General features: G+C 36.8%; 17 protein-coding genes. 9 read left to right on the top strand and 8 right to left on the bottom strand.

The genetic code is table 11. From position 1 onward, the window contains the following. Positions 1 to 547: 547 nt before the first annotated feature. Positions 548 to 1,528, bottom strand: coding sequence for an SLAP domain-containing protein (locus F5ESL0263_RS00435; protein ID WP_122034010.1), 981 nt, complete (start codon positions 1,526 to 1,528; stop codon positions 548 to 550). A gap of 231 nt (positions 1,529 to 1,759) precedes the next feature. Between F5ESL0263_RS00435 and F5ESL0263_RS00430 the strand changes: the two genes are divergently transcribed. After that, positions 1,760 to 2,887, top strand: a complete 1,128-nt coding sequence (locus F5ESL0263_RS00430) for a serine hydrolase (protein ID WP_122034008.1) — start codon at positions 1,760 to 1,762, stop codon at positions 2,885 to 2,887. A 46-nt stretch (positions 2,888 to 2,933) separates the two neighbouring features. Here F5ESL0263_RS00430 and F5ESL0263_RS00425 read toward each other — a convergent pair whose 3' ends face one another. Next, positions 2,934 to 5,783, bottom strand: a complete 2,850-nt coding sequence (locus F5ESL0263_RS00425; protein ID WP_122034006.1) for a DUF3427 domain-containing protein — start codon at positions 5,781 to 5,783, stop codon at positions 2,934 to 2,936. Positions 5,784 to 5,863: 80 nt separating this feature from the next. Next, positions 5,864 to 6,691 (bottom strand): exodeoxyribonuclease III, encoded by an 828-nt coding sequence (locus F5ESL0263_RS00420; protein WP_122034004.1) that lies wholly within the window; start codon positions 6,689 to 6,691, stop codon positions 5,864 to 5,866. A 325-nt stretch (positions 6,692 to 7,016) separates the two neighbouring features. Between F5ESL0263_RS00420 and F5ESL0263_RS00415 the strand changes: the two genes are divergently transcribed. Next, positions 7,017 to 8,027, top strand: a complete 1,011-nt coding sequence (locus F5ESL0263_RS00415) for a D-2-hydroxyacid dehydrogenase (protein WP_122034003.1) — start codon at positions 7,017 to 7,019, stop codon at positions 8,025 to 8,027. A gap of 386 nt (positions 8,028 to 8,413) precedes the next feature. Then, positions 8,414 to 9,991, top strand: coding sequence for an ABC transporter ATP-binding protein (locus tag F5ESL0263_RS00410; RefSeq protein WP_122034001.1), 1,578 nt, complete (start codon positions 8,414 to 8,416; stop codon positions 9,989 to 9,991). Between the two features lie 85 nt (positions 9,992 to 10,076). Here F5ESL0263_RS00410 and proC read toward each other — a convergent pair whose 3' ends face one another. The 3 genes from proC to F5ESL0263_RS00395 form a co-directional block, all read right to left on the bottom strand. Continuing rightward, the gene (gene proC, locus F5ESL0263_RS00405; RefSeq protein ID WP_122034000.1) at positions 10,077 to 10,841 is read right to left on the bottom strand and encodes a pyrroline-5-carboxylate reductase; all 765 of its coding nucleotides are present in this window, start codon (positions 10,839 to 10,841) and stop codon (positions 10,077 to 10,079) included. A gap of 24 nt (positions 10,842 to 10,865) precedes the next feature. Further along, complete coding sequence (locus F5ESL0263_RS00400; RefSeq protein ID WP_122033998.1) at positions 10,866 to 11,729, bottom strand: aldo/keto reductase; 864 nt, start codon at positions 11,727 to 11,729, stop codon at positions 10,866 to 10,868. 65 nt (positions 11,730 to 11,794) lie between these two features. Beyond that, complete coding sequence (locus F5ESL0263_RS00395) at positions 11,795 to 12,502, bottom strand: YjjG family noncanonical pyrimidine nucleotidase (protein WP_122033997.1); 708 nt, start codon at positions 12,500 to 12,502, stop codon at positions 11,795 to 11,797. A 181-nt stretch (positions 12,503 to 12,683) separates the two neighbouring features. Here F5ESL0263_RS00395 and F5ESL0263_RS00390 point away from each other — a divergent pair, with 181 nt between their 5' ends. The 5 genes from F5ESL0263_RS00390 (at position 12,684) to F5ESL0263_RS00370 (ending at position 16,844) form a co-directional block, all read left to right on the top strand. Then, positions 12,684 to 12,869, top strand: coding sequence for a hypothetical protein (locus tag F5ESL0263_RS00390; RefSeq protein WP_046305789.1), 186 nt, complete (start codon positions 12,684 to 12,686; stop codon positions 12,867 to 12,869). Between the two features lie 252 nt (positions 12,870 to 13,121). Next, the gene (nrdJ, locus tag F5ESL0263_RS00385; protein ID WP_122033995.1) at positions 13,122 to 15,356 is read left to right on the top strand and encodes a ribonucleoside-triphosphate reductase, adenosylcobalamin-dependent; all 2,235 of its coding nucleotides are present in this window, start codon (positions 13,122 to 13,124) and stop codon (positions 15,354 to 15,356) included. Positions 15,357 to 15,390: 34 nt separating this feature from the next. After that, positions 15,391 to 15,780, top strand: coding sequence for a DUF4430 domain-containing protein (locus tag F5ESL0263_RS00380; protein WP_122033994.1), 390 nt, complete (start codon positions 15,391 to 15,393; stop codon positions 15,778 to 15,780). 9 nt (positions 15,781 to 15,789) lie between these two features. Beyond that, positions 15,790 to 16,305 (top strand): ECF transporter S component, encoded by a 516-nt coding sequence (locus tag F5ESL0263_RS00375; protein WP_122033993.1) that lies wholly within the window; start codon positions 15,790 to 15,792, stop codon positions 16,303 to 16,305. After that, on the top strand, positions 16,302 to 16,844 hold the full coding sequence (locus F5ESL0263_RS00370; protein ID WP_122033991.1) for a cob(I)yrinic acid a,c-diamide adenosyltransferase: 543 nt from the start codon (positions 16,302 to 16,304) through the stop codon (positions 16,842 to 16,844). The genes F5ESL0263_RS00375 and F5ESL0263_RS00370 overlap by 4 nt, the downstream gene beginning before the upstream one ends. Before the next feature lie 79 nt (positions 16,845 to 16,923). On the opposite strand, the gene F5ESL0263_RS00365 is transcribed toward F5ESL0263_RS00370, so the two are convergent. Together F5ESL0263_RS00365 and F5ESL0263_RS00360 are read right to left on the bottom strand one after the other, a co-directional pair. Further along, positions 16,924 to 17,787, bottom strand: a complete 864-nt coding sequence (locus tag F5ESL0263_RS00365; RefSeq protein WP_122033990.1) for an NAD(P)-dependent oxidoreductase — start codon at positions 17,785 to 17,787, stop codon at positions 16,924 to 16,926. A gap of 63 nt (positions 17,788 to 17,850) precedes the next feature. After that, entirely contained in the window at positions 17,851 to 18,699 is an 849-nt protein-coding gene (locus F5ESL0263_RS00360; protein WP_122033988.1) for a helix-turn-helix domain-containing protein, read from the bottom strand. Positions 18,700 to 18,886: 187 nt separating this feature from the next. Between F5ESL0263_RS00360 and F5ESL0263_RS00355 the strand changes: the two genes are divergently transcribed. Continuing rightward, entirely contained in the window at positions 18,887 to 20,632 is a 1,746-nt protein-coding gene (locus F5ESL0263_RS00355; RefSeq protein WP_122033986.1) for a 1-deoxy-D-xylulose-5-phosphate synthase, read from the top strand. Positions 20,633 to 20,660: the final 28 nt, after the last annotated feature.

Here is a 20,660-nt window from a genome sequence, read left to right as displayed (position 1 = left end):
GTTCCAAGATTTGCATCTCGGATTTATTTGCTTGCGAAATTGACTTCGCTCTTTTGTTTTGGGTTCTTTAAACCCGCACATTTTTGCGATAACATTGTTCAGTTTTCAAGGTACTACCTGCTGCTTACTGCAGCGCCTTAGATATTTAATCAGATCTTGTTCTCTTTGTCAAGAACTTTTTTCTGACCGTTATCGCCGGCCTGCCTTAGCAGCGTTTGTTATCTTACTAAACCTGCTGACTTTTGTCAACTGGTTTTGCTTGATTTTTTTGTCACCTAAACCCTCAAGCTGTTGTGCCCTATGTCCTGACGACAGTTATTAATACTAGCAACTATTTCTCTTTTTGGCAAGTACTTTTTTCGATTTATTCCTGATGATTATCTCTTTCAATCATGTTAAAGTTATTATATCAGCGTTTGGAGGGATTTTAAGGAAATGAATCTTCATTATTTCTCACAATAATTAAGTTGATTTGGTTATTTGACTAAAAGAAAAAGGCAAAGGATTTTAAAATCCTCTTGCCTTTATTCGTTTAAGTTAATCATTATCATTGTCTATCTTCTTGTTTAGTAGCTTCATTTACTCTTCCCCACATAATCTTTGTATCTGAAGCTTTTATGTAGCATTCATTATTCTTTCTATGATCCAAATCTATATATTTATTTGCTAAACGATAGAAAGGTTCACTTTTACCAGTAGACTTATCTGTAATATTAATTTGGGAAGTTACTGTAATACTACTTCCTTTAGAATACCGTGGCTTATTATTTTTCTCTGCCACCTTTTCACCCTTTGCATTATATAAATAACCATCATTGATAAACAATACATCTGCATAATTGGTATAAGTTGGTAAAGTGTGTTTGATTTTTTCTACTTGATAGCAGTTAATAAACTCATTGGTTCCCTTTATTCTGTAGAAGTTAGTTCCTCCATTATATCCGTCACCTTTTTCAGTAAGATCAAAAATATTCGCTTGTCTATCTAAGGTAACCTTTTGACCAATTTTTAGTGTTTTAGAGGTTTTGCTACCATTGCTGTCATAAACTGGTACATTAGTTGATGATAACCAAGCCTTGGTAGTTGTCACTACTTGATTAGTATAAATCCAATTACCGTTAATTTTCTGAACATTCACAGCTTTAATATAGCCGCCATGTCCAATGTTATAGTACTCTTCGCCTTTAATTATCTTGTAGGGTAAATAAAACCAATTCCAATCATCATCAGGAAATGAATAGCGTTTATCTTCTGGACTAGCTATTGCTTTTACTGTACCAACATATTTAACTTCTGCCCCATTCTTCAATAAGCCGTTGCTACCAAGATAGGAATATCTTTTTTGCCCCTTATTATTGTAAATGCGGGTTTTATGATTTAGTGTTAGTAATCCTTCTTTAGTTTTTGAATTTGTGTCAGCACTTTCTACTGCGTAAACTTGGTTAGTACTGGCAGTTAAAGTAGCTGCAGAAGTTATAAACAATATTCCAGCTGTCAACCTAACAAGTACTTTAATAGTTTTTTGCATTGATATACCTCATATATCTTAAAACTTTATTAACCGTAGCTTTTATAGCCAATTTTAGTCCATGCTTTTCTCAATGTCTAATTTTCTATAGCTCCTGCAAATATTACATTGTTGCTTTAATAGTTTAAACTTTATCCGCTTTGTTAACGAAAATTAACCTTTTTCACATATCTTTGTTAAAGCGAACGTTCTATAATACATCTTAATAACTGTAAGGGAGAATATTATATCTTGAAACGTAAATTTATCGCTTTGGCTACAGCATTAGTTATTGGTGCTTCCGCGTCAACTGCTCTTTCTACTACTTCGGTTAGCGCGGCACCCACAACTAACAGTCAAACCGAAATGTACAATTTTGTTAGGAATACTTTTAAAAAGCATCATGTTCGTGGCATTGTGACTGTGGTAAAAGATGGTGTGCCACAAACAATTAGTTATGGCTATGCTTGGTACGGCAAACGCATCGGTAATGGCAGTAAAAATGTTACCTATCCGTCCGCCTCATTACAAAAAGTAGTTACTGCCGCAATGATTGTTCAACTAATTAATGAAACCAAAAATACAGATCAATCTTTTACCCAAAATACAAAGATTTCACGTTGGTATCCTAATTTAAAAAATGCTAACAATATTACGGTGGGCAATCTAATGTCACATACTTCTGGTATTACGGCTACGCAAACCGAAATTGATCGGGGTGTTGTTTATTCCGAAGCAGACTCAATTGACTGGGTTGTTAAAAATATTAACGCTTCTAAAGCAGATAGTGTAGGTAATTATCATTACAATAATAGTAACTACATTTTGCTTGCTGGCATCATTCGCCAAGTCACCGGAAAGTCTTATGAAGATAACTTTGAAAGCCGCATCGTTAAAAAGCTTAACTTACAAAGAACATACCTTTATCAAGGCATCCCTAAGGGAATAACAGATCCCATTTCTTACTATTCAAATGGCGGCAAGAACTACCAGCAGTCTAGTTACGTTAAAGCCAGTCTTGCCTCCCAAATTCCTGGTGCCGGTAACTTATTTACCACAACAGACGAATATTACAAAATACAGGTTGGCTTAAGTGACGGTAGTATCCTAAGTAAGGATGATTTTTACTACTTAACTCACTTGAAGAGTAAGGCTACAGATTACTGTGGCGGAATGTATTTAAGAAATAAAGAAACTCTCAAATCCGCTTATGGTAGCTTCTATGGACTTCACTTTGGTACTTGGGTTCAACTAACAACCGATAATCAAAACGGCATTGTCATGTTTTTAAATCAGACTAATGATGTTGAAAACGACGAAAAAGATGTAGGCTACGAAATCCTTCAGCACATCAAGCCTAATACATTTGTTTCAAGATAAATTATCTATTTAAAAAAGCTTCTTTAATCATAAAGAAGCTTTTTTCTTATTCTTCAAATAGTAGTTCATACATTTTGGCTTCAAGTGGATGTTTAAGTAGCAAATTCATTCCAACCGCAGCCTTTTTCTTTGGACCTAATTGCTCTTCTTTAACGGTCTCTTTTTGAATTTCCGCTTGGCCAAGATAGAAAAATTGTTTACCAATTGCATCACTTTTCTTAACAAATAGGTGAAGCTTCATTTCGGGTGTATTCAATAATCTTTGAACTTCATCAGAATCTATATGACGTGGCGAGCGCGTGTACCATCTTAAGCAGCGACCGTCTTCTAGAGTATTGTTGTACACAGCATTCCGCTTTTTTGATGAGTCCTTTTTATAAGTAATAAAAATCGGCGTTTCATCTTTATCAACACGATAACCATACATTGGTGCAGAAACATCCTTCGGCCAATTAAGCAGCCTACAAGCATCTTTTCGATCATATTGCTCGTAAAGCGTGAATTGCTTTTGGTCATCATACTTTTGGTTAAGCGCCAAACCAGTTTTAACAACATCGGTAAACAATTGCTTAAACTGCTGGTTATGATTAAGTGCTTCCTCTAATTGCGGCGCTAGTTGATAAGTGAATAAATCTGGTCGTTCAATAAGTGCTTGATCGCCATATTGCTCTTTCTTGGTAGTCTTTCCTTGCTTAATATCAAAGAAATTCAATGTCAAAATATCATCAACTGAGTTTAAAACAGCAGAATTAACATACGCGCCATAATCGCGCAGCACCTGCTCGTACTCAGTTTGACTGACTGACTTGTCTGTCAATAATTGTTTGAGCAGTAGCAGTTCGTGCGGTCTTTTTCCATTCAGCAGTTCTTTCGTTACAAACGATAAAACGGCACTCTCATATTCAGTCAACTTTATCGGCTCGCCCATTTTAGCTAAAAACTCACCGTAATGAGCCAAAGCGTGGTTGTTAGCAAAAACTTCAGGCGAAGTCGAGCCATAACGATAAAAATCATATAAAAGCGGTGGTCTACCCGTTTTTTCTTTTAGCTCAATATAAGACTGACGCAATTCCTTTATGCTATCGAGCTTTATTCGGTCGAGCGATGCCAATATCTTGCTGGAAGCAACTTGCGTAAAGTTAATTGTTGAAACATCAATAAAGCCAGGCAAAGTACTCTCTTCGCGCACACGGTCAATGTCTCTACTGTCGTCTTGATTCAAAGAAATCGGAATTAGGTAATTATTTTTATAGTTACCAATAAAATCAATGACAGTTACATAGTCTTTTCCAGGATACTTACGCAGACCTCGGCCAAGCTGCTGAATAAACACAATACTTGATTGCGTATTACGCAGCATCACAATCTGATTCAGTGCCGGAATGTCGATTCCCTCGTTAAAGAGATCAACTGTAATAATATATTCAATTTTTCCCTCTTCGAGTTGGTGCACGACTTGCAGTCTTCTTTTTTCACTATCTTCATTAGTCAGCGCAATTGCTGGATGTCCTTTAGCTGAAAAAATTTCTGCTAGCTCGCGTGCTTCTTCTTGTCTACTGCAAAAAATCAATCCTTTAGCTTGGTCACCACAGTAGCCATAATAATCAATTTGCTTTAAGATGTAGTCCACTCGTTTGGGTGCTAATAAACGACGGAGATTGGCCGTTTCATCAATGCTTTCGCCATCGACTTCGTAATCCTCAACCCCAACATAGTGAAATGGTGCAAGCATTTTTTCTTCTAATGCCCCACGCAAGCGAATTTCATAGGCTAAATTGTAATCGAACAACTGATATACATCCTGGTTATCCATACGCTCAGGGGTTGCAGTCATTCCCAGCCAAAACTTAGGCGTGAATTTATCAAAAACACGTTGGTAACTCGGTGCAGCCGCTCTATGTGCTTCGTCAATTAAAATGTAATCAAATTCAGTTGCCTGCAAATTATCCAGTACTTCAGGTTGGCTCAACGTTTGAACTGTTGCAAAAGTATATTGGCAATTTAAATCATGCTTATGACCTGTCAATAACCCATAATTTTTTCGTTCCCCGCCAATAACCTGATAAAAGCTATCTAGTGCCTTTTTAGCAATTTGCTCACGGTGTACCACATACAAAAATTTATGTGGCTTAAAATTACGCACAGCAAAAGCACCCAAATAAGTTTTACCTGTTCCAGTCGCTGAAACAATTAACCCTTTATTTTTACCCTCTTCAACCAAACCATCTAATTCCTGTAATGCAGCCTTTTGCATTTGATTTGGCTCAATTATTTGATTAGCTGCTACTTTTTGGGATTTCCTTGACTGATATTGAACCGGTTTTACCCAATTATCTTCATAATTTTTCAGCCATTCCAGTGATAGCGACTGACTCTCTTGACTTAACTTTTTCAGTTCAGTTGCAAGCTGCTCCGCTAATGCAGCATTTTCCTTGGAACTGACTTTTAACGCCCATTCATAATTACTGAGTAATGCCGAACGAGTAAAGTTTGCACTACCAATGACAACTGTTTGCCAATTTTCATGCTGGAAAAGGTAGCCTTTGGCATGAAAACCCCGTGGAGAAGCGATTTTTACCGTTAAATTTTCAATTTTTAAGAGTTCATGGAAAACTTTTGGATCGTTGAAGGCAAGATAATCACCCGTAATTAAAGTTCCCGAGACACCCTTTTTAGCTAAATCAGCCATTACTACTTTGAATGGCACAAGCATATCTTGCGTGATAAATGCAACCGCCCATATAAAGCCTTGGCAGCTCAAAAGTTCTTGCCTAATAGTTAACCAGATATTAGAGTCTTTTGTATTCTGCAAAAGCTGCGGATTGAGTAGTTCATGCCCCGGATACGTTTGATCATATAAGCCATTAAGAATCGCATCTTGCAACGGTTTATTCATCTAATTTCCTCAAAACCTTCTATATGTAATAAATAAAAAGAAAAGAAATCCAAATTCATGGATTTCTTTTAATCTATGTTTTATAAATCAATATCTAGCAAAATTGGACAATGATCGGCACGTGCGCCAGTATCCATCATCTCTGAACGCTTTACCTTGTCAGCAATTCTGTTACTTGTAATCCAGTAGTCTATTCTCCAGCCAGAATTATTGGCTTTGGCAGTTCTAATTCTTTGAGCCCACCATGAATAAACACCTTCAACATTACCATTAATTTCTCTAAAAGTATCAGTGAAGCCAGCATTAAGCAATTTAGTAAAGCCTGCACGCTCTTCATCGGTAAAGCCAGCAGAATGATGGTTATTATCTGGATGCTTCAAATCAATTTCTTCATGCGCACAATTATAGTCACCACTTGCCAAAACTGGTTTTTTATCATCTAAAGTTTTTAGGTATTCAGTATATTTTTCGTCCCAAACTTGACGCTCTTGTAATCTTTTCAAGCCATTACCAGAGTTTGGTGTATAAACTTGGGTAACAAAATACTCTGGAAACTCTAATGTAATAATGCGACCTTCTTGGTCCATTGGCTCTGGAGCACCAATTTCTGGAAAAGTCACTTCAGGCTTAAGTTCCTTTTTGTATAGATACATTGTTCCAGCATAACCTTTACGTGCCGGCTCTTCTGAAGAACGCCACACTATTTCATATTCAGGAAATTCCGTTTCTAAAACTTCTAAGTGCTTTTTAGTTGGACCAGTTGCACGCAATTTAGTTTCTTGAATTGCAATAATGTCTGCATCCTGATCATGTATTTTTGCCAAAACTTTTCGTGTTTCCTCAGCTCTTGAAGAGGTCCCCGTTAAAGCGGCATTCAATGAATCAATATTCCATGAAATTAAGATCATTTTTTTCTCCTTTTAAAACCGTCTTCTACATTATATAGTTTTTTATGACTGGCACAAAGATTCATTGAAAAATTTACCTAATATTATTAAAAGTTGCACTATTTACATAAAAGAAAAATTGTTACCAATTTCACGACTTTTAGAAAAACTTATTTAAATGAGTATTCTAGCTTAATTAGTTGGTACTCAATAAATGTAAGCGCTTGTTAGAAAATCAACTTTTTCCGAAAATTATCTTTTTCACATTTTTATATTTTTAATTCAGTTAGCACAAGTGTATAATAGCACAAGAGAAAGTAATAACGATTTTTGGAGGTTAGATTTTATGACTAAAATTTATGCTTATGCGATTCGTAAAGACGAAGAGCCTTATGTTCGCGAGTGGAGCGACGCTCACAGAGATGTTGATGTTGAATACACTGATCAACTTTTAACACCTGAAACTGCTGAATTAGCTAAGGGTGCTGACGGTGTTGTTACTTACCAACAATTAGACTACAAAGCTGACACAATTGAAGCTTTAGACAGACTTGGTATTCGTAACTGGTCAATCCGTAACGTTGGTATCGACAACATTGACTTAAAGAAGGCTAAGGAACTTGGCTTTAAATTAACTAATGTCCCTGTATACTCACCAGATGCTATTGCTGAACATGCAGCTATTCAAGCAGCTAGAGTTTTACGTCAAGATAAGGCTATGGACGAAAAGCTTGCTAAGCATGATTTCCGTTGGGCACCTACAATCGGTCGTGAAGTTCGTGACCAAACTGTTGGTGTTATTGGTACTGGTCACATTGGTCAAGTATTCATGAGAATTATGGAAGGCTTTGGCGCAAAAGTTATTGCCTACGATATTTTCCAAAACCCTATTCTTAAGAAGAAGGGCTACTACGTAGATACTTTAGATGAACTTTACGCTCAATCTGATGTAATCTCACTTCACGTACCTGATGTTCCTGAAAACATCCACATGATTAACGACGAATCAATCAATAAGATGAAGGATGACGTTGTTATTGTTAACGTATCACGTGGTCCTCTTGTTGATACTGATGCAGTTGTTCGTGGCCTTGACTCAGGCAAGATCTTCGGTTTCGTAATGGATACTTATGAAGATGAAGTTGGTATTTTCAACGAAGACTTCTCTAATAAAGAATTACCTGACAAGCGTTTAGCTGACTTAATCGCTCGTCCAAATGTTTTGGTAACTCCTCACACAGCATTCTACACAACACACGCTGTTCGTAACATGGTTATCAACTCATTTGACAACAACTTGAAGTTAATCAAGGGTGAAACTCCTGACACTCCAGTTGATTTGGATAAAGAATTTTAATTTCATAAAAACTTATTTCCCTTCTTAAACACATTTAATGATTTGACTTTAATAAAAAGGCACCGATTCTACTTATTCGGTGCCTTTTATTTTGTCTTTCATTATTAAGTAATTTTGCTAAGAGTAGTTAAAAACAGCAAATACATTATATAAAATTAAAAAATATTTAATTTTTAATATAAATAATGGTATTATATTAAAATGATGAATTTATTATCAGTTTTAAAGAAGGTACTTTTAATTATCGGAAAGATTTCTACAATAATTTAGAACAACTTATTTTTCTTCTCCTAATCACTGGATAGGAGCTAGTGAATACCGAAATTTAATTATTAGTTAATGATTTAAAATAAGCAATTACTACTAATACTAGGCAAGGAGAAATTATGATTGTTAGATATTATAATAAATGGAAGCTTGCAGCGCTTGTAATACTTGGCATAATTGCTAGCACACAAAATATCGTGATGGCTTACGTGTTAGAAACTATGACAAATGCATTAGCGGATAAAAACTTGCATGCGCTTCCTCACATGTTTTTAGTTGCCCTAATTTTATTCTTAATCGTTTTAGTAGCTGAGTTAGGCTACAATTATTTAAAAAATAATGCTGTTCAGGAAGTCAATACCAGTTTGAGAACCAAAATTCTCGCAGGAATGTTAGAAACGTCTAAAGAAGATAATGCTTCAGCTTTAGGGTTTTTAACCAATGATTTTAAATTGTTAGAAACTAACCGATTTAATGCCGAAATTAATATTGCCTTTTATTTTGTGACAGTTGTGATTTCATTAATTTACGCATTATATATTAATACGATTTTGACGATATTTTTCCTAATCGGTTCTGCTCTTCCAATACTAGCTTCAGGTTTATTACAAAAGCCGATACGTAAAGCTTCAAATCAGTGGACCGAAGCTAATAGTAGGTATGTCAGTCAAATAAAAAACATCTTAGCAGGAACCGATTCATTAAAGCTATATCACAAGCAAGCTAATGCTGTGGCTTCAAATTTACCAAAAGTTTCAAAATTAGAAGAAACTCTGTGTAAGATGAATCTGCTGAGTAATAATATTCAAACAATTGTCGGCTTTGTAGGAATTTATGGTACGTTTGTTATTCCAGCCTATTTAGGTGGGTTAATGGTATTACACGGTCAAACAACGATGGGAGTCCTATTTGCAATTGTTCAATTAGCAAATTCGTTTATTAAACCAATTATGCAAATTTTAGAAGAACGCAATCACTTATCAACGACTAAAGATATTGTAAAAAAGGTTAATTATTATTTAGACCTGGCAGATACCAAAGAGTCATCAGTCAACTGTACTTTCACTAAACAAGCAAGTTGGCAAAATATCTGTTTAGAAAGGGACAAAAAACAACTTTTCGGTGGACTTGATTTAACTATTAAACCTGGAGAAAAGATAGCAGTTATTGGACCTTCTGGCAGTGGTAAGTCCACTTTGCTGTATTTTATGATGTCTAATAAATTTGGAACAGCAGCAAATATTTTAATTGATAATCAAAAAGTCAAAGCTGATCAAATATCAAATCTATTTGCATATTCCAGTCAATCACCGGTTATTTTTGCTGATACACTTTGGTTCAATTTAACGTTAGGTGAAAAACTACCTGTGGATGAAGTTGAGCAAGTTTGCAAGCAATTAGAGTTAGATACCATGGTAGAAGAGAAAGGCTTTGATTATCAATTAGGGGATAATGCCGACAAGCTATCTGGTGGGCAATTAGCGCGAATTGAATTAGCAAGAGCAATTTTATCAAAACGTCCAATTTTGTTACTTGATGAAATCAACGCTTCGCTTGACCAAGCCACTTCAGCCGCAATTCATCAAATATTATTGGATTCAAATTTAACCTTTGTAGAAGTAATTCATCACTATCAAGTTGCTGATTTAGACAAGTATGACCAGGTAATCAATTTAGCGGATTACCAAGCTAAGTAAACAATAGACAAAATAAAAGGCACCGATTTTACTTACTCGGTGCCTTTTATTTTGTCTTCCTATAATTAAGTAATCTTGCTAATTTTTACTTAGCCGAAGCATTAAGTGCCTGAATTAATGCTCCACGAAAACCTTTTTCTTCTAACTTATTAACGCCTCTGATGGTAGAGCCACCAGGAGTAGTAACCTCATCTTTTAATTCTTCAGGCAACTTACCACTAGTTAATGCTAATTTAGCAGTCCCTAAAAGCATTTTTTCAATGATTTGGTAGGATTCTGCTCGTTTTACCCCATTTTGAACAGCTGCGTCGCTCAGCGCTTCGATCATTAAATCAACATATGCTGGAGTACAACCTGCGACAGTACCATAAATGCCTAATAAGTCGGCTGGTACAACGTAAACATCACCCATTTGTTCAAACAGATCTTTTACAGTCTTGATTACTTCAGGCTTTTCTCCTGCAGCAAAACTAATTGCCGTAATTCCTTCACCGATTTGAACTGGTGTATTTGGAACAATTTTGACAAAAGAAGAGCCATTAGGTAATTCATGGTTTACCTTTTCTAAATCACCACCACCAGTGGATAAGATAATGCCATGGTATTTTTGACCAAGTTCTTCAAAAATAGTTTCCACTACTGAACCACCCACTGCAACAATGACAGCCTGGCATTCTTTAAAGTCTGCATAGTCATTAATTAAATTCAAGTGCAATTCAGCTGCAACTTTTTCGGCTGATGGATGTCCACCACCAAAAACATAAATATCTTGGTTAGCGATATCTCCTTGCAATAAACCCAAAATAATTGCTTTACCTATTTTACCGGTACCTATGAATCCTATTTTCATTGCTCTTCACCTTAATTGTTAACTTTAGAAGTTTGTTTTATCAGGATCAGTTGCAAGGTCAGCAGCACCATGCAAACCGTCCAAAGTCTTCATATCTTCTTCATCGATTACAAAATCAAAAATATCTACATTTTCTTTTATTCTATCAGTATGAACAGATTTTGGAAGTGGTGCAAACTGATGTTGAAGTGACCAACGTAAGAGTACTTGAGCAGGAGTTTTACCATAATGCTCAGCCACTTCACTAACAGTTTTATTTCCAATTAAGCCGCCTGTTCCTAATGGACTATATGCTTCACTTAAAATGTTAAGTTCATTATTATATGAAACAACGTCTTCCTGCATATCACTCGGATTTAAGTAGATTTGATTGACAGCTGGACGAATAGAAGCGGTTTTTAGTAATTCATCCATGTGCTCACGTCTAAAGTTTGAAACCCCAATCGCACGAAGCTTTCCTGCCTTGTACTGATCTTCCATTGCGCGCCAACTCTCTGCGTTTAATTCTGCCCAATGATCACGCACTGCTTTTGGATTTGGCCAGTGAATTAAGTACAGATCAAGATAATCTAACCCTAGTTTTTCTAAACTTTCGTCAATTGCTTGAATTGTTTCCTGATAGCCATGCTTATCATTCCACAATTTAGTTGTAACAAATAAATCATAACGGTTAATACCACTTTCCTTAATGCCCTTACCGACACTCTCCTCATTGCCGTAAGCAGCAGCAGTATCAATCAAACGGTACCCCGCATTAATTGCATCAATAACGGAGTTTTTGGCAACATCACCGTCTGGTGTTTGCCAAGTTCCGAAACCTATAGTAGGCATCTTAGCTCCGTTATTTAAAAAATATCTATCATTTAAAGAACTAATTTTGACAGTCATTATTTTCACCTCTGTTATATTATATCGAATAATATATATGCTGCCACATCAAATTTAACAAATTGCTAATTAATTCTTTCAAAGTCATTTTTTAACAGTTTCACGAATTCGGGATATGTTTTCACTTCACACAGAGGATGTAAATTCATGTTATTTTTTCGCCCGCGATGGTTATACCAGACACTGCTAAAACCATAGTTTTCTGCACCTAAAATGTCTGATTGTAAACCATCTCCAAAAAATACTGTTTCTTCAGGGCCATATTCCGCCCGGTCAAAAAAGTAATCAAAAATTCGAGCATCAGGTTTTGAATAACCTGCTTCTTCAGAAGTAATAATTAAATTAAAATAGTTCTTAATTCCAGCTAGCTCTAAGCGATGGCGTTGCATATAGGCTTCACCATTACTTAAAATGGTCAACTCGTACCCACTCTTTTTGGCAAAACGAAGCGTATCTTCTACACCAGGTAGCAACTTATAAGCTTGACTGAAGTATGAACGATATTCATCCATAACGGCAAGTCCATCAACATTAATATGATAGTTTTCTTTGATAAAATTATGAAAAACCATTTCACTCAATTGATCATATGTTAATGCACCAGTTTCAAGCTGACGCCATAAACTTTGATTATATGAGTGGTAACGCCGCTGTAAGTCCTCTGTTAGTGGCCAGTGGTGCGCGTTAAAAAGGCGATGGAGCGCGAAATTCTCCGTATCCGCGAAATCGATTAGTGTGTCATCTACATCAAAAATAATTTGTCTAAAACGCAAGTATTTTTCATCCTTTCCAATTATTTCCCGGGAAATAAATACTGCTATGGAAAAATATTATACCAGTAAATTACTCATAAAAAACATAATTATCTTTTTGTTAAATTTAGGTAAAACTCATTTTAAGTAAATGCGCTTGAGGTATAATTGCTTACCAAATAAATCAGGAGGAAATACTAGTATGCTTACTTTATTACTAATTTTTGCATTGATCTGGGCACTGGCTAAACTAGGTGTTGGGATAATTAAAATTTTATTATTTATACTGGCATGCGGTTTAATCTTCATTTTCTTTATTCATTTACTAATTCCTTTTGCTATTTTGGGAGGAATACTTCTCCTGCTCTTTACAGCAATTGGTCGTTAACTCTTTTTTATTAATCTTTTTGAAGCACAATAAGCTTTTTTAGTTTATTGTGCTTTTTCTATACGCCGATTGCTATATGATTTTTTTGAAAATCTTTTTCTCCTACTGCTGCCTTAAATCATCTTTTTTTGTTCGGATTTGGCTGCTGCATATCCGCTGGTAAATACAAGATATTGTGTTATAGTCTTTTTATACACCATACATGATGTGTATGTGAAACAAAATGTTATTTTATGAGGAGATATTTTGTATATGAAAAATGCAAGAATAAGCTTGGATCAGGCTTATATTGATCAAGTGAAACAAAATGTTTCGCCTCACTGGGGAGAACTTGGCTGGGTCACGTACAAGCGGACTTATGCACGCTGGCTTCCTGAATATAATCGCGCTGAAGAATGGGACGAAACAGTTAAGCGTGTTGTGGAAGGCAACATTAACCTTGATCCACGCTTAACTGATTCGCCTTCTGAAGATGTGGTTGAGGAACTGACAGACGAAGCTAAGCGTTTATTCAAGCTTATTTATGGCCTTGCTTCTACTCCGTCAGGGCGGAACTTGTGGGTTTCTGGGACTGATTACCAAAGACGTAATGGTGATTCCTTAAACAATTGCTGGTTTATTGCTATCAAACCACAGAAATATGGTGATAGTCATATCGTGCCTGATTATTTGGACAAAAATCAAGAAGCTCTTTCAATGCCATTTTCTTTCGTCTTTGACCAATTGATGAAAGGTGGCGGCGTTGGCTTTTCCGTCGTTCAGGACAATATCCAAAAAATTCCCTCAGTTGACAATAAAATCGATTTAACGATTGTAATCGACAAGGCTAGTGCTTCTTATGACGACTCCGTCAAGCTTGGAGCAACTGATAAAAGTGAGTGGGTAAAGCAAAATCAGAATTCGGATGACTATATCTATTACAATTTACCCGACACCCGTGAAGGTTGGGTTTTAGCTAATGCCCGTTTAATCGATATGCACTTTAAGGAGACCAATCCTGAAAATAAACAGAAGTTGGTTTTAGACATCAGTGGTATTCGTCCTTACGGTGCAAAAATTCACGGTTTTGGTGGTACTGCTTCTGGCCCAATGCCATTGGTCGAAATGCTGTTTGAGATTAACGATATTATCAATAATCGCGTTGGTACAAAAATCACCTCAGTTGATGGCACAGACATTTGCAACTTAATTGGGAAAACTGTTGTTGCAGGAAATGTTAGACGGTCTGCTGAATTAGCATTAGGCTCTAACGATGATCAAGATTTCATCACAATGAAGCAAGATAAAGATAAGCTATATCATCACCGTTGGGCTTCAAACAATAGTGTTGCGATTGACGCTAAATTCGATGGATACGAGCCAATTGCCGCTGGTATTAGAGAAAACGGTGAACCTGGTGTTGTTAACTTAGACTTGTCACGTAATTACGGCCGTATTATTGATGGTTATCAAGAAGGTATTGATGGCGAAGTTGAAGGAACAAACCCATGTGGTGAGATTTCATTAGCCAACGGTGAGCCATGTAACTTATTTGAAGTTTTTCCTTACATTGCTGAAGAACAAGGCTGGGACTTAAAAGAGGTCTTCAAACTGGCTACCCGTTATACCAAGCGTGTAACTTTTAGTGAATATGACTGGGAAGTTTCCCGCAACATCATCTACAAGAACAGACGAATCGGTGTTTCAATGTCAGGTATCCAAGATTGGCTCTTAAATGATTTAGGTCATCGGGTTGTTACCGGCTTTGAAGACAGTATCGACGAAGAGACAGGCGCAAAAATTAAAAAGCCAATTTATGATCCTAAGGGAATCAAAATGGTCGAAGAAGCATATCAAGCAGTAATTGATGCCGATCAAGACTACAGTAAGGCTTTAAATTGCAATCCTTCTATCAAACACACCACTGTTAAACCATCTGGTACTGTTGCTAAACTTGCAGGTGCTTCTGAAGGTATGCACTTCCACTACGCTGGCTATCTAATTCAAAGAATCAGATTCCAAGCTTCAGATCCTTTACTCAAGGCCCTTGATGCTTGTGGTTACTACTCAGAACCAGATATCTATTCACCAAATACTATTTGTGTGGAATTTCCATTAAGAGCAGCTCATGCAGACAGCAAAAACTTTGCTTCTGCTGGTACTGTTTCAATTGAAGAACAGTTTGCAACTCAAGCATTTTTACAAACCTACTGGTCCGATAATGCGGTTAGTTGTACTGTTACTTTCCAAAGCGATGAAGGGGACAAAATCACCTCTTTATTTAAGCAATATCGTAACGTCATTAAGTCAACGTCTCTTCTTCCTTACTATGGTGGATCTTTGGAGCAAGCGCCAAAAGAACCAATTGATAAGGAAACATATGAGGAGCGCAAAGCCAAAATATCTGGCGATGTTGCTACTGTCTTTGCTGAACAACATGATGATCAAAAAGACATCGAGCTAGTTGATCAAACCGATTGTGAATCGGGTGCTTGTCCAGTTAAATAATCTAAATTTATGTATTAAAAATAGGAGTTTTATCATGAAAAAAAATAAATTATCAGTTCTTGCCGGGATCGCTACTATCTTTACTTTCACTGTTGCTGGATATGGTAGCACCCAAAATGTTCAACAAGTTGATGCTGCAAGCAAAGTTCGCGTTACTTATACCCTTAAAGTAAATAATAAAAACTACAAGACTAAAAGCGTTAAAGTGCCTAAGCACTCAACTGTTATGCAAGGTCTTAAGAAGCTTTGGAAAGTAAAGAGTACTGATGGCTTCATCACTTCAATCGATGGTAAGAGTCAAAATAAAGCTAAAAAGGTTTACTGGACTTACACTATCAACGGCAAATTTGCTTCTAAAGGTGCTGCAGAGCAAAAAGTAGCTAACAAAGATAAGGTTAAATTCACTTTAGCAAAGATCGACTAATCAGCAATCATGCATGATTCAACCAAGAAATTAGCACTGCTTGCTATTTTAACTGCCATGTGCGTAGCCTTACGCATTTTTAAAATTATTCCAGTTCCAAACGTTCAGCCAGTTACTGATATTTTGGTAATCGTAACGTTAAACATGGGCTTTACCTTCGGCTTTGCCCTAGCCATTTTGACCATGGTAGTCTCTAACATTTACTTAGGCTTCGGCATTTGGACCATCTCACAGGTCTTAGCCTATGGCGGCTGCGTTTTAACTGTTGCATTACTGGCAAAATTTACGCCGTTAAAAAAGCACTTTACTTATCAATTAGTCGTTGCTGCCTTTTTAGGTTGGGAATACGGTTGTTTCGTAGACTTCGGGATGTCGATTTTTGGTGGCTTTAATGCATTTCTAGCCTACTGGGCTGGAAGCTTGGTTTTTGATACTTACCATGCAGTCGGCAACTTAGTCTTCTACCCCATTCTATATAAACCACTTAATGTTGCACTAGATCACTACAAACGGAGGCTTTTATGACCATCAAAATTTATACCAAAGTCGGCGACCAAGGTTACACCAAGCAAGTCACCGGTAAAATGGTACCTAAGTATGACCTACAAATTGAAGCACTTGGTGACATCGATGAACTAGATTCATATTTAGGTGTTGTAATTGCTAACTTATCCGATCAGTGTCAAGAATTTCTTAACCCACTGCAAGATCGACAACGTGATTTATATGAATTAGAAAGCGATATTGCTGTTAAAAGACACGAAGAAATAACGGTGGCTACAGTCGAATTCCTTGAACAACAAATAGACGAGCTTAATCAAAAAATTCCAAAAACTACCCACTTTATTTTGCCGGGCGGTTCGATTACCGCGACCCATTTGCATTATGCTCGTACGGTTGCTAGGAGAGCAGAACGTGCAATGGCTAAATTAAATGATGAGCAGCAAAAATTAGCCCCTGCTTGCTTAAAATATATTAATCGTTTATCAGACTACCTTTTCATTTTGGCACGCTATGCTAACGTTTTAGACGGCGTAGAAGAAGTCAAAAGTAAAATCAATTAACTTAAAATTCACTTATACTTACTCATAAAAAAGAGCAGTTCCAAATCTGAAACTGCTCTTTTTGTTTTTGAACTAAATATTAGTTCCACCATAATTTGATCAAGCCTTGTGTGCCCAAGTCACCTAGACCACGCTCATCAACCAAGGTTTCATACAATTTTTCTGCCTCTTTAGTAGCTGGCAACTCAAGCTCCATTTCTTTGGCAGTTTCCAAGGCAATGCGCAAGTCTTTTAAGAAGTGCTTGCTGAAAAAGCCAGGTGTATAATCATCCTTCAAGATACGTGGACCATAATTGCTCAAACTCCAATTAGCAGCACTACCTGCTCCAACTGTCTCTAGTACAGATTCAAGATCCAAACCTGCTTTTTTGGCATAGACGAGCATTTCACACATTCCAGTCATTGTTCCAGCAATCATAATTTGGTTGGCCATTTTTGTATTCTGACCTGCTCCTGCAGCACCAAAGTAATGCACGGTTTTGCCAAAGTCTTTAAAGACTGGTTCCAAATCTTGATAAGCTGCTTCATCTCCACCGACCATAATTGTCAAAGTACCATTTTTAGCTCCTAAGTCTCCACCTGAAACCGGTGCGTCCAAAACTTTTGCTCCTTGTTGCTCCCCTTCACGGAAAATACGCTGAGCTAGTGCAGGCTTTGAAGTGGTCATATCAACTAGATATTTGTCCTTAACAGCGGCCTGAAAAATACCTTCATCACCGAAATAAACTTTCTCAACATCAGCTGGAAAGCCAACCATCGTAAAGATTAATTCGGCATTCTCAGCAACTTTTTTAGGGCTCTCACACCAAGTTGCACCCTGAGCAACTAAGTTATCAGTCTTACTCTTGGTTCTGTTATAAACCACTAAATCATGACCAGCCTTTAACAGATTAAGGCAAATTGCGTTACCCATTACACCTGTTCCAATAAAACCTATTTTCATAAAATCATCCCTTCTATGCTCAAGCTTAACTATTTTATTCTTATCTTAGCACTATTATTCATTTTACTGATATTCGTTAAAAAAACGTTCTGCTTCTTTACCATATTCAGGCATTCCTAGTAAGTCGAAATTTTTGATTGCCCATTGGCATTTAGCCACATACTCTTCTTGATGGTCAAAGTGCTCGTTAATCATATTTTCTAAAAAGACCAGCATGTTCTTATAAAAGAATAGTTTTGGCACTATTCTGATATTCTCGGCAGCTTTAACAAAATATCCAGTTTCGTCATAGGCTCCTTGCTCAATACACACAATCAAGATATTGATAATAACACCTAAGAGATCCTCCTGTTTCCGCGTTTCTGTTGTACCTTTTAATTTTTCTGCTACCTTTTTGCCAATCTTCAAGTTGCTTTTTAAATCATAAATTGAGATAAAGTTAATGTACATACGTAGAGTTCTTTCATCAAAATCATCTTGTTCAAAAAGCCAATTCTTTAACTGCGCTTTTTTCGTATCACTCAATTCGGCTACATTATTCAGCGTGTCAGCCAAATTAAAATCGATCAGTAGCAATAATTTGTCCTTATTCTCAATATCGCTATTCTCCACGTATTGGCGAATCTCTTCAATTTTTTTAGGATTGTTTTGATAATATGCTCGATTTACTTCTTCTTCAATTTCATTAAACGCAACATTCTGCGCTTGTTGATTTTCATCTAATTGATTAAAAAATTCCCACGGCTTAAGGTGATTAAGCTGCAAAATTGCAATCAAATCCTCTGCTGTTATACGATGCAGGTTTTTCTCAACCTTTGAATAATAAGAGGGCGTAACCACTCCCGCAGCCCATTCTTTTTGCGTTTTCAATTGCTTAACACGAAACTTCTTCAGTAGTTCACCAATTGTCATCTTCAATTCCTTAACTGTGTCACATCATTATTTCTATCACTATAATAATTATAGTTTAAATCGAATAAAATTAACTTTTAACTATAAAAAAGTAATTTTATATTTGACTTAGAGTCAAGTCTAAGTATTAAACTTTATACAGTTACTGAAATAAGCTGGCTGACTAGCACAGCAAGGAGGCACTTATATGAACAAACATGAAGATTTTTTGTTAAATAAAATTACGGGACCAAAAGATGTTAAAAAATTAAGCATCCCCGAAATGGAAAAATTAGCTCAAGAAATCAGGACATTAATCGTTGAAAAAGATGCAGCTGAAGGTGGCCACTTAGGGCCAGATCTCGGTATTGTAGAAGCTACCATTGCTTACCACTATGTATTTGATGCTCCAAAAGATAAACTGGTCTGGGACATTTCCCATCAAACATATCCACATAAAATGTTAACCGGACGGGCCAAAGCTTGGCTCGACCCTGACCATTATGAAGATGTAACACCATATTCAAATCCCGACGAAAGTCCATATGATTACTATGCTGTTGGTCACACCTCAACCTCAGTCGCTCTAGCTACTGGAATGGCAAAGGCACGCGACTTAATGGGACAACATGAAAATATTATGGCTTTAATTGGTGACGGTTCCCTGACAGGCGGCTTGGCTTTTGAAGGACTAAACAATGCAGCGATTGAGCCACACAACTTAGTGGTTGTAATTAATGATAACCAATGGTCAATTGATAAAAACGTTGGTGGCGTGGTAACCTCACTGAAAAAACTGCGTGATTCTAACGGCCAAACAGCAGAAAACCCGTTTAAGGCAATGGGGTTTGACTATCGCTACGTTGCAGACGGTAATGATCTCTCTGCCATGATTGATGCTTTTAAAGCTGTTAAAGATGTTGATCATCCTATTTTATTGCACATTAATACGCTTAAGGGAAAAGGCTACGAGCCTGCAGTCAAAGACGAAGAAGCACATCACTGGGTCTCACCATTTAATTTGGAAAACGATCAGCCCCTTGCTGCTGAAAAACAAAAACCTACATCCAAGTCGGTTGCACTTGACGTTATTAAAGAACAAATTGATGCCGATCAAAAAATCATGGCCATTAATGCCGCTATTCCTGGTGTCTTTAATTTAGATGACTTTAAAAATGAATATCCAGCTAATTACACTGACGTTGGTATTGCCGAGCAAGAGTCGGTTGCATTTGCGACTGGTTTTGCCAAAGAAGGCGGTATTCCGGTTTTGATGGAAAATTCAACCTTCTTACAACGTGCTTTTGACCAATTATCACACGATACTGCTGCCAATGACTTACCGGTCGTAATGCTTGTGGCAGGAGGCACTATTTCTAGTCAATCGAAAACTCACCTTGGTATTTTTGATCAGGTAATGATTTCTAATTTGCCTAACTGGATTTATTTAGCACCAACAACTTTGGCTGAAGAAAAGGCAATGCTTGAATGGGCCATCAAGCAAAAGAAGCATCCCGTTGCAATTAAAGTTCCTGGCGATATTCCAGAAACTGATCACCAAACTGTTATTACCGACTACTCCACCATTAACTACCAAGTTAAGCCAGGTAAGGAAGTAGCAGTTATTGGACTAGGCGCTTTTTATCAATTGGGTGAAAAAGTAGCAAATAAGCTCGGCGCCACTCTTGTTAACCCACTTTCAGCTAATATTTTAGATGAAAAAGCACTAGACCAACTAGCCACCGATCACAAGGTAATCGTCACCCTTGAAGACAACATTCTCGACGGTGGGTTTGGCCAAAAAGTAGCTTCTTATCTGGGTAACAAAGACGTTAAAGTGCTCAACTACGGACAAAACCGTGTTTACACTGACCAAACTCCTGTAGCAGAAATTTATCAACAAAATCATTTAACTCTTGAACAAATCGTTGCAGATGTTCAAAAAAGTTTATAGGATTCGCTAATCCTTTTTAGGAGTCGCC

Origin of the sequence: Lactobacillus sp. ESL0263, assembly GCF_003692845.1 — a bacterium.
In the GTDB taxonomy this organism is placed as follows: Bacteria; Bacillota; Bacilli; order Lactobacillales; family Lactobacillaceae; genus Lactobacillus; species Lactobacillus apis.
The sequence above is the reverse complement of the archived record's forward strand: the minus strand, read 5'-3'. Positions and strand labels throughout refer to the sequence as shown.

What these genes read in the sequence shown, in the direction of transcription:
- F5ESL0263_RS00435 (WP_122034010.1), bottom strand. Translation starts at nt 1,528, where the DNA reads ATGCAAAAAACTATTAAAGTACTTGTTAGGTTGACAGCTGGAATATTG.
- F5ESL0263_RS00425 (WP_122034006.1), bottom strand. Translation starts at nt 5,783, where the DNA reads ATGAATAAACCGTTGCAAGATGCGATTCTTAATGGCTTATATGATCAA.
- F5ESL0263_RS00420 (WP_122034004.1), bottom strand. Translation starts at nt 6,691, where the DNA reads ATGATCTTAATTTCATGGAATATTGATTCATTGAATGCCGCTTTAACG.
- F5ESL0263_RS00415 (WP_122034003.1), top strand. Translation starts at nt 7,017, where the DNA reads ATGACTAAAATTTATGCTTATGCGATTCGTAAAGACGAAGAGCCTTAT.
- F5ESL0263_RS00410 (WP_122034001.1), top strand. Translation starts at nt 8,414, where the DNA reads ATGATTGTTAGATATTATAATAAATGGAAGCTTGCAGCGCTTGTAATA.
- proC (WP_122034000.1), bottom strand. Translation starts at nt 10,841, where the DNA reads ATGAAAATAGGATTCATAGGTACCGGTAAAATAGGTAAAGCAATTATT.
- F5ESL0263_RS00400 (WP_122033998.1), bottom strand. Translation starts at nt 11,729, where the DNA reads ATGACTGTCAAAATTAGTTCTTTAAATGATAGATATTTTTTAAATAAC.
- F5ESL0263_RS00390 (WP_046305789.1), top strand. Translation starts at nt 12,684, where the DNA reads ATGCTTACTTTATTACTAATTTTTGCATTGATCTGGGCACTGGCTAAA.
- nrdJ (WP_122033995.1), top strand. Translation starts at nt 13,122, where the DNA reads ATGAAAAATGCAAGAATAAGCTTGGATCAGGCTTATATTGATCAAGTG.
- F5ESL0263_RS00380 (WP_122033994.1), top strand. Translation starts at nt 15,391, where the DNA reads ATGAAAAAAAATAAATTATCAGTTCTTGCCGGGATCGCTACTATCTTT.
- F5ESL0263_RS00375 (WP_122033993.1), top strand. Translation starts at nt 15,790, where the DNA reads ATGCATGATTCAACCAAGAAATTAGCACTGCTTGCTATTTTAACTGCC.
- F5ESL0263_RS00370 (WP_122033991.1), top strand. Translation starts at nt 16,302, where the DNA reads ATGACCATCAAAATTTATACCAAAGTCGGCGACCAAGGTTACACCAAG.
- F5ESL0263_RS00365 (WP_122033990.1), bottom strand. Translation starts at nt 17,787, where the DNA reads ATGAAAATAGGTTTTATTGGAACAGGTGTAATGGGTAACGCAATTTGC.
- F5ESL0263_RS00360 (WP_122033988.1), bottom strand. Translation starts at nt 18,699, where the DNA reads ATGACAATTGGTGAACTACTGAAGAAGTTTCGTGTTAAGCAATTGAAA.
- F5ESL0263_RS00355 (WP_122033986.1), top strand. Translation starts at nt 18,887, where the DNA reads ATGAACAAACATGAAGATTTTTTGTTAAATAAAATTACGGGACCAAAA.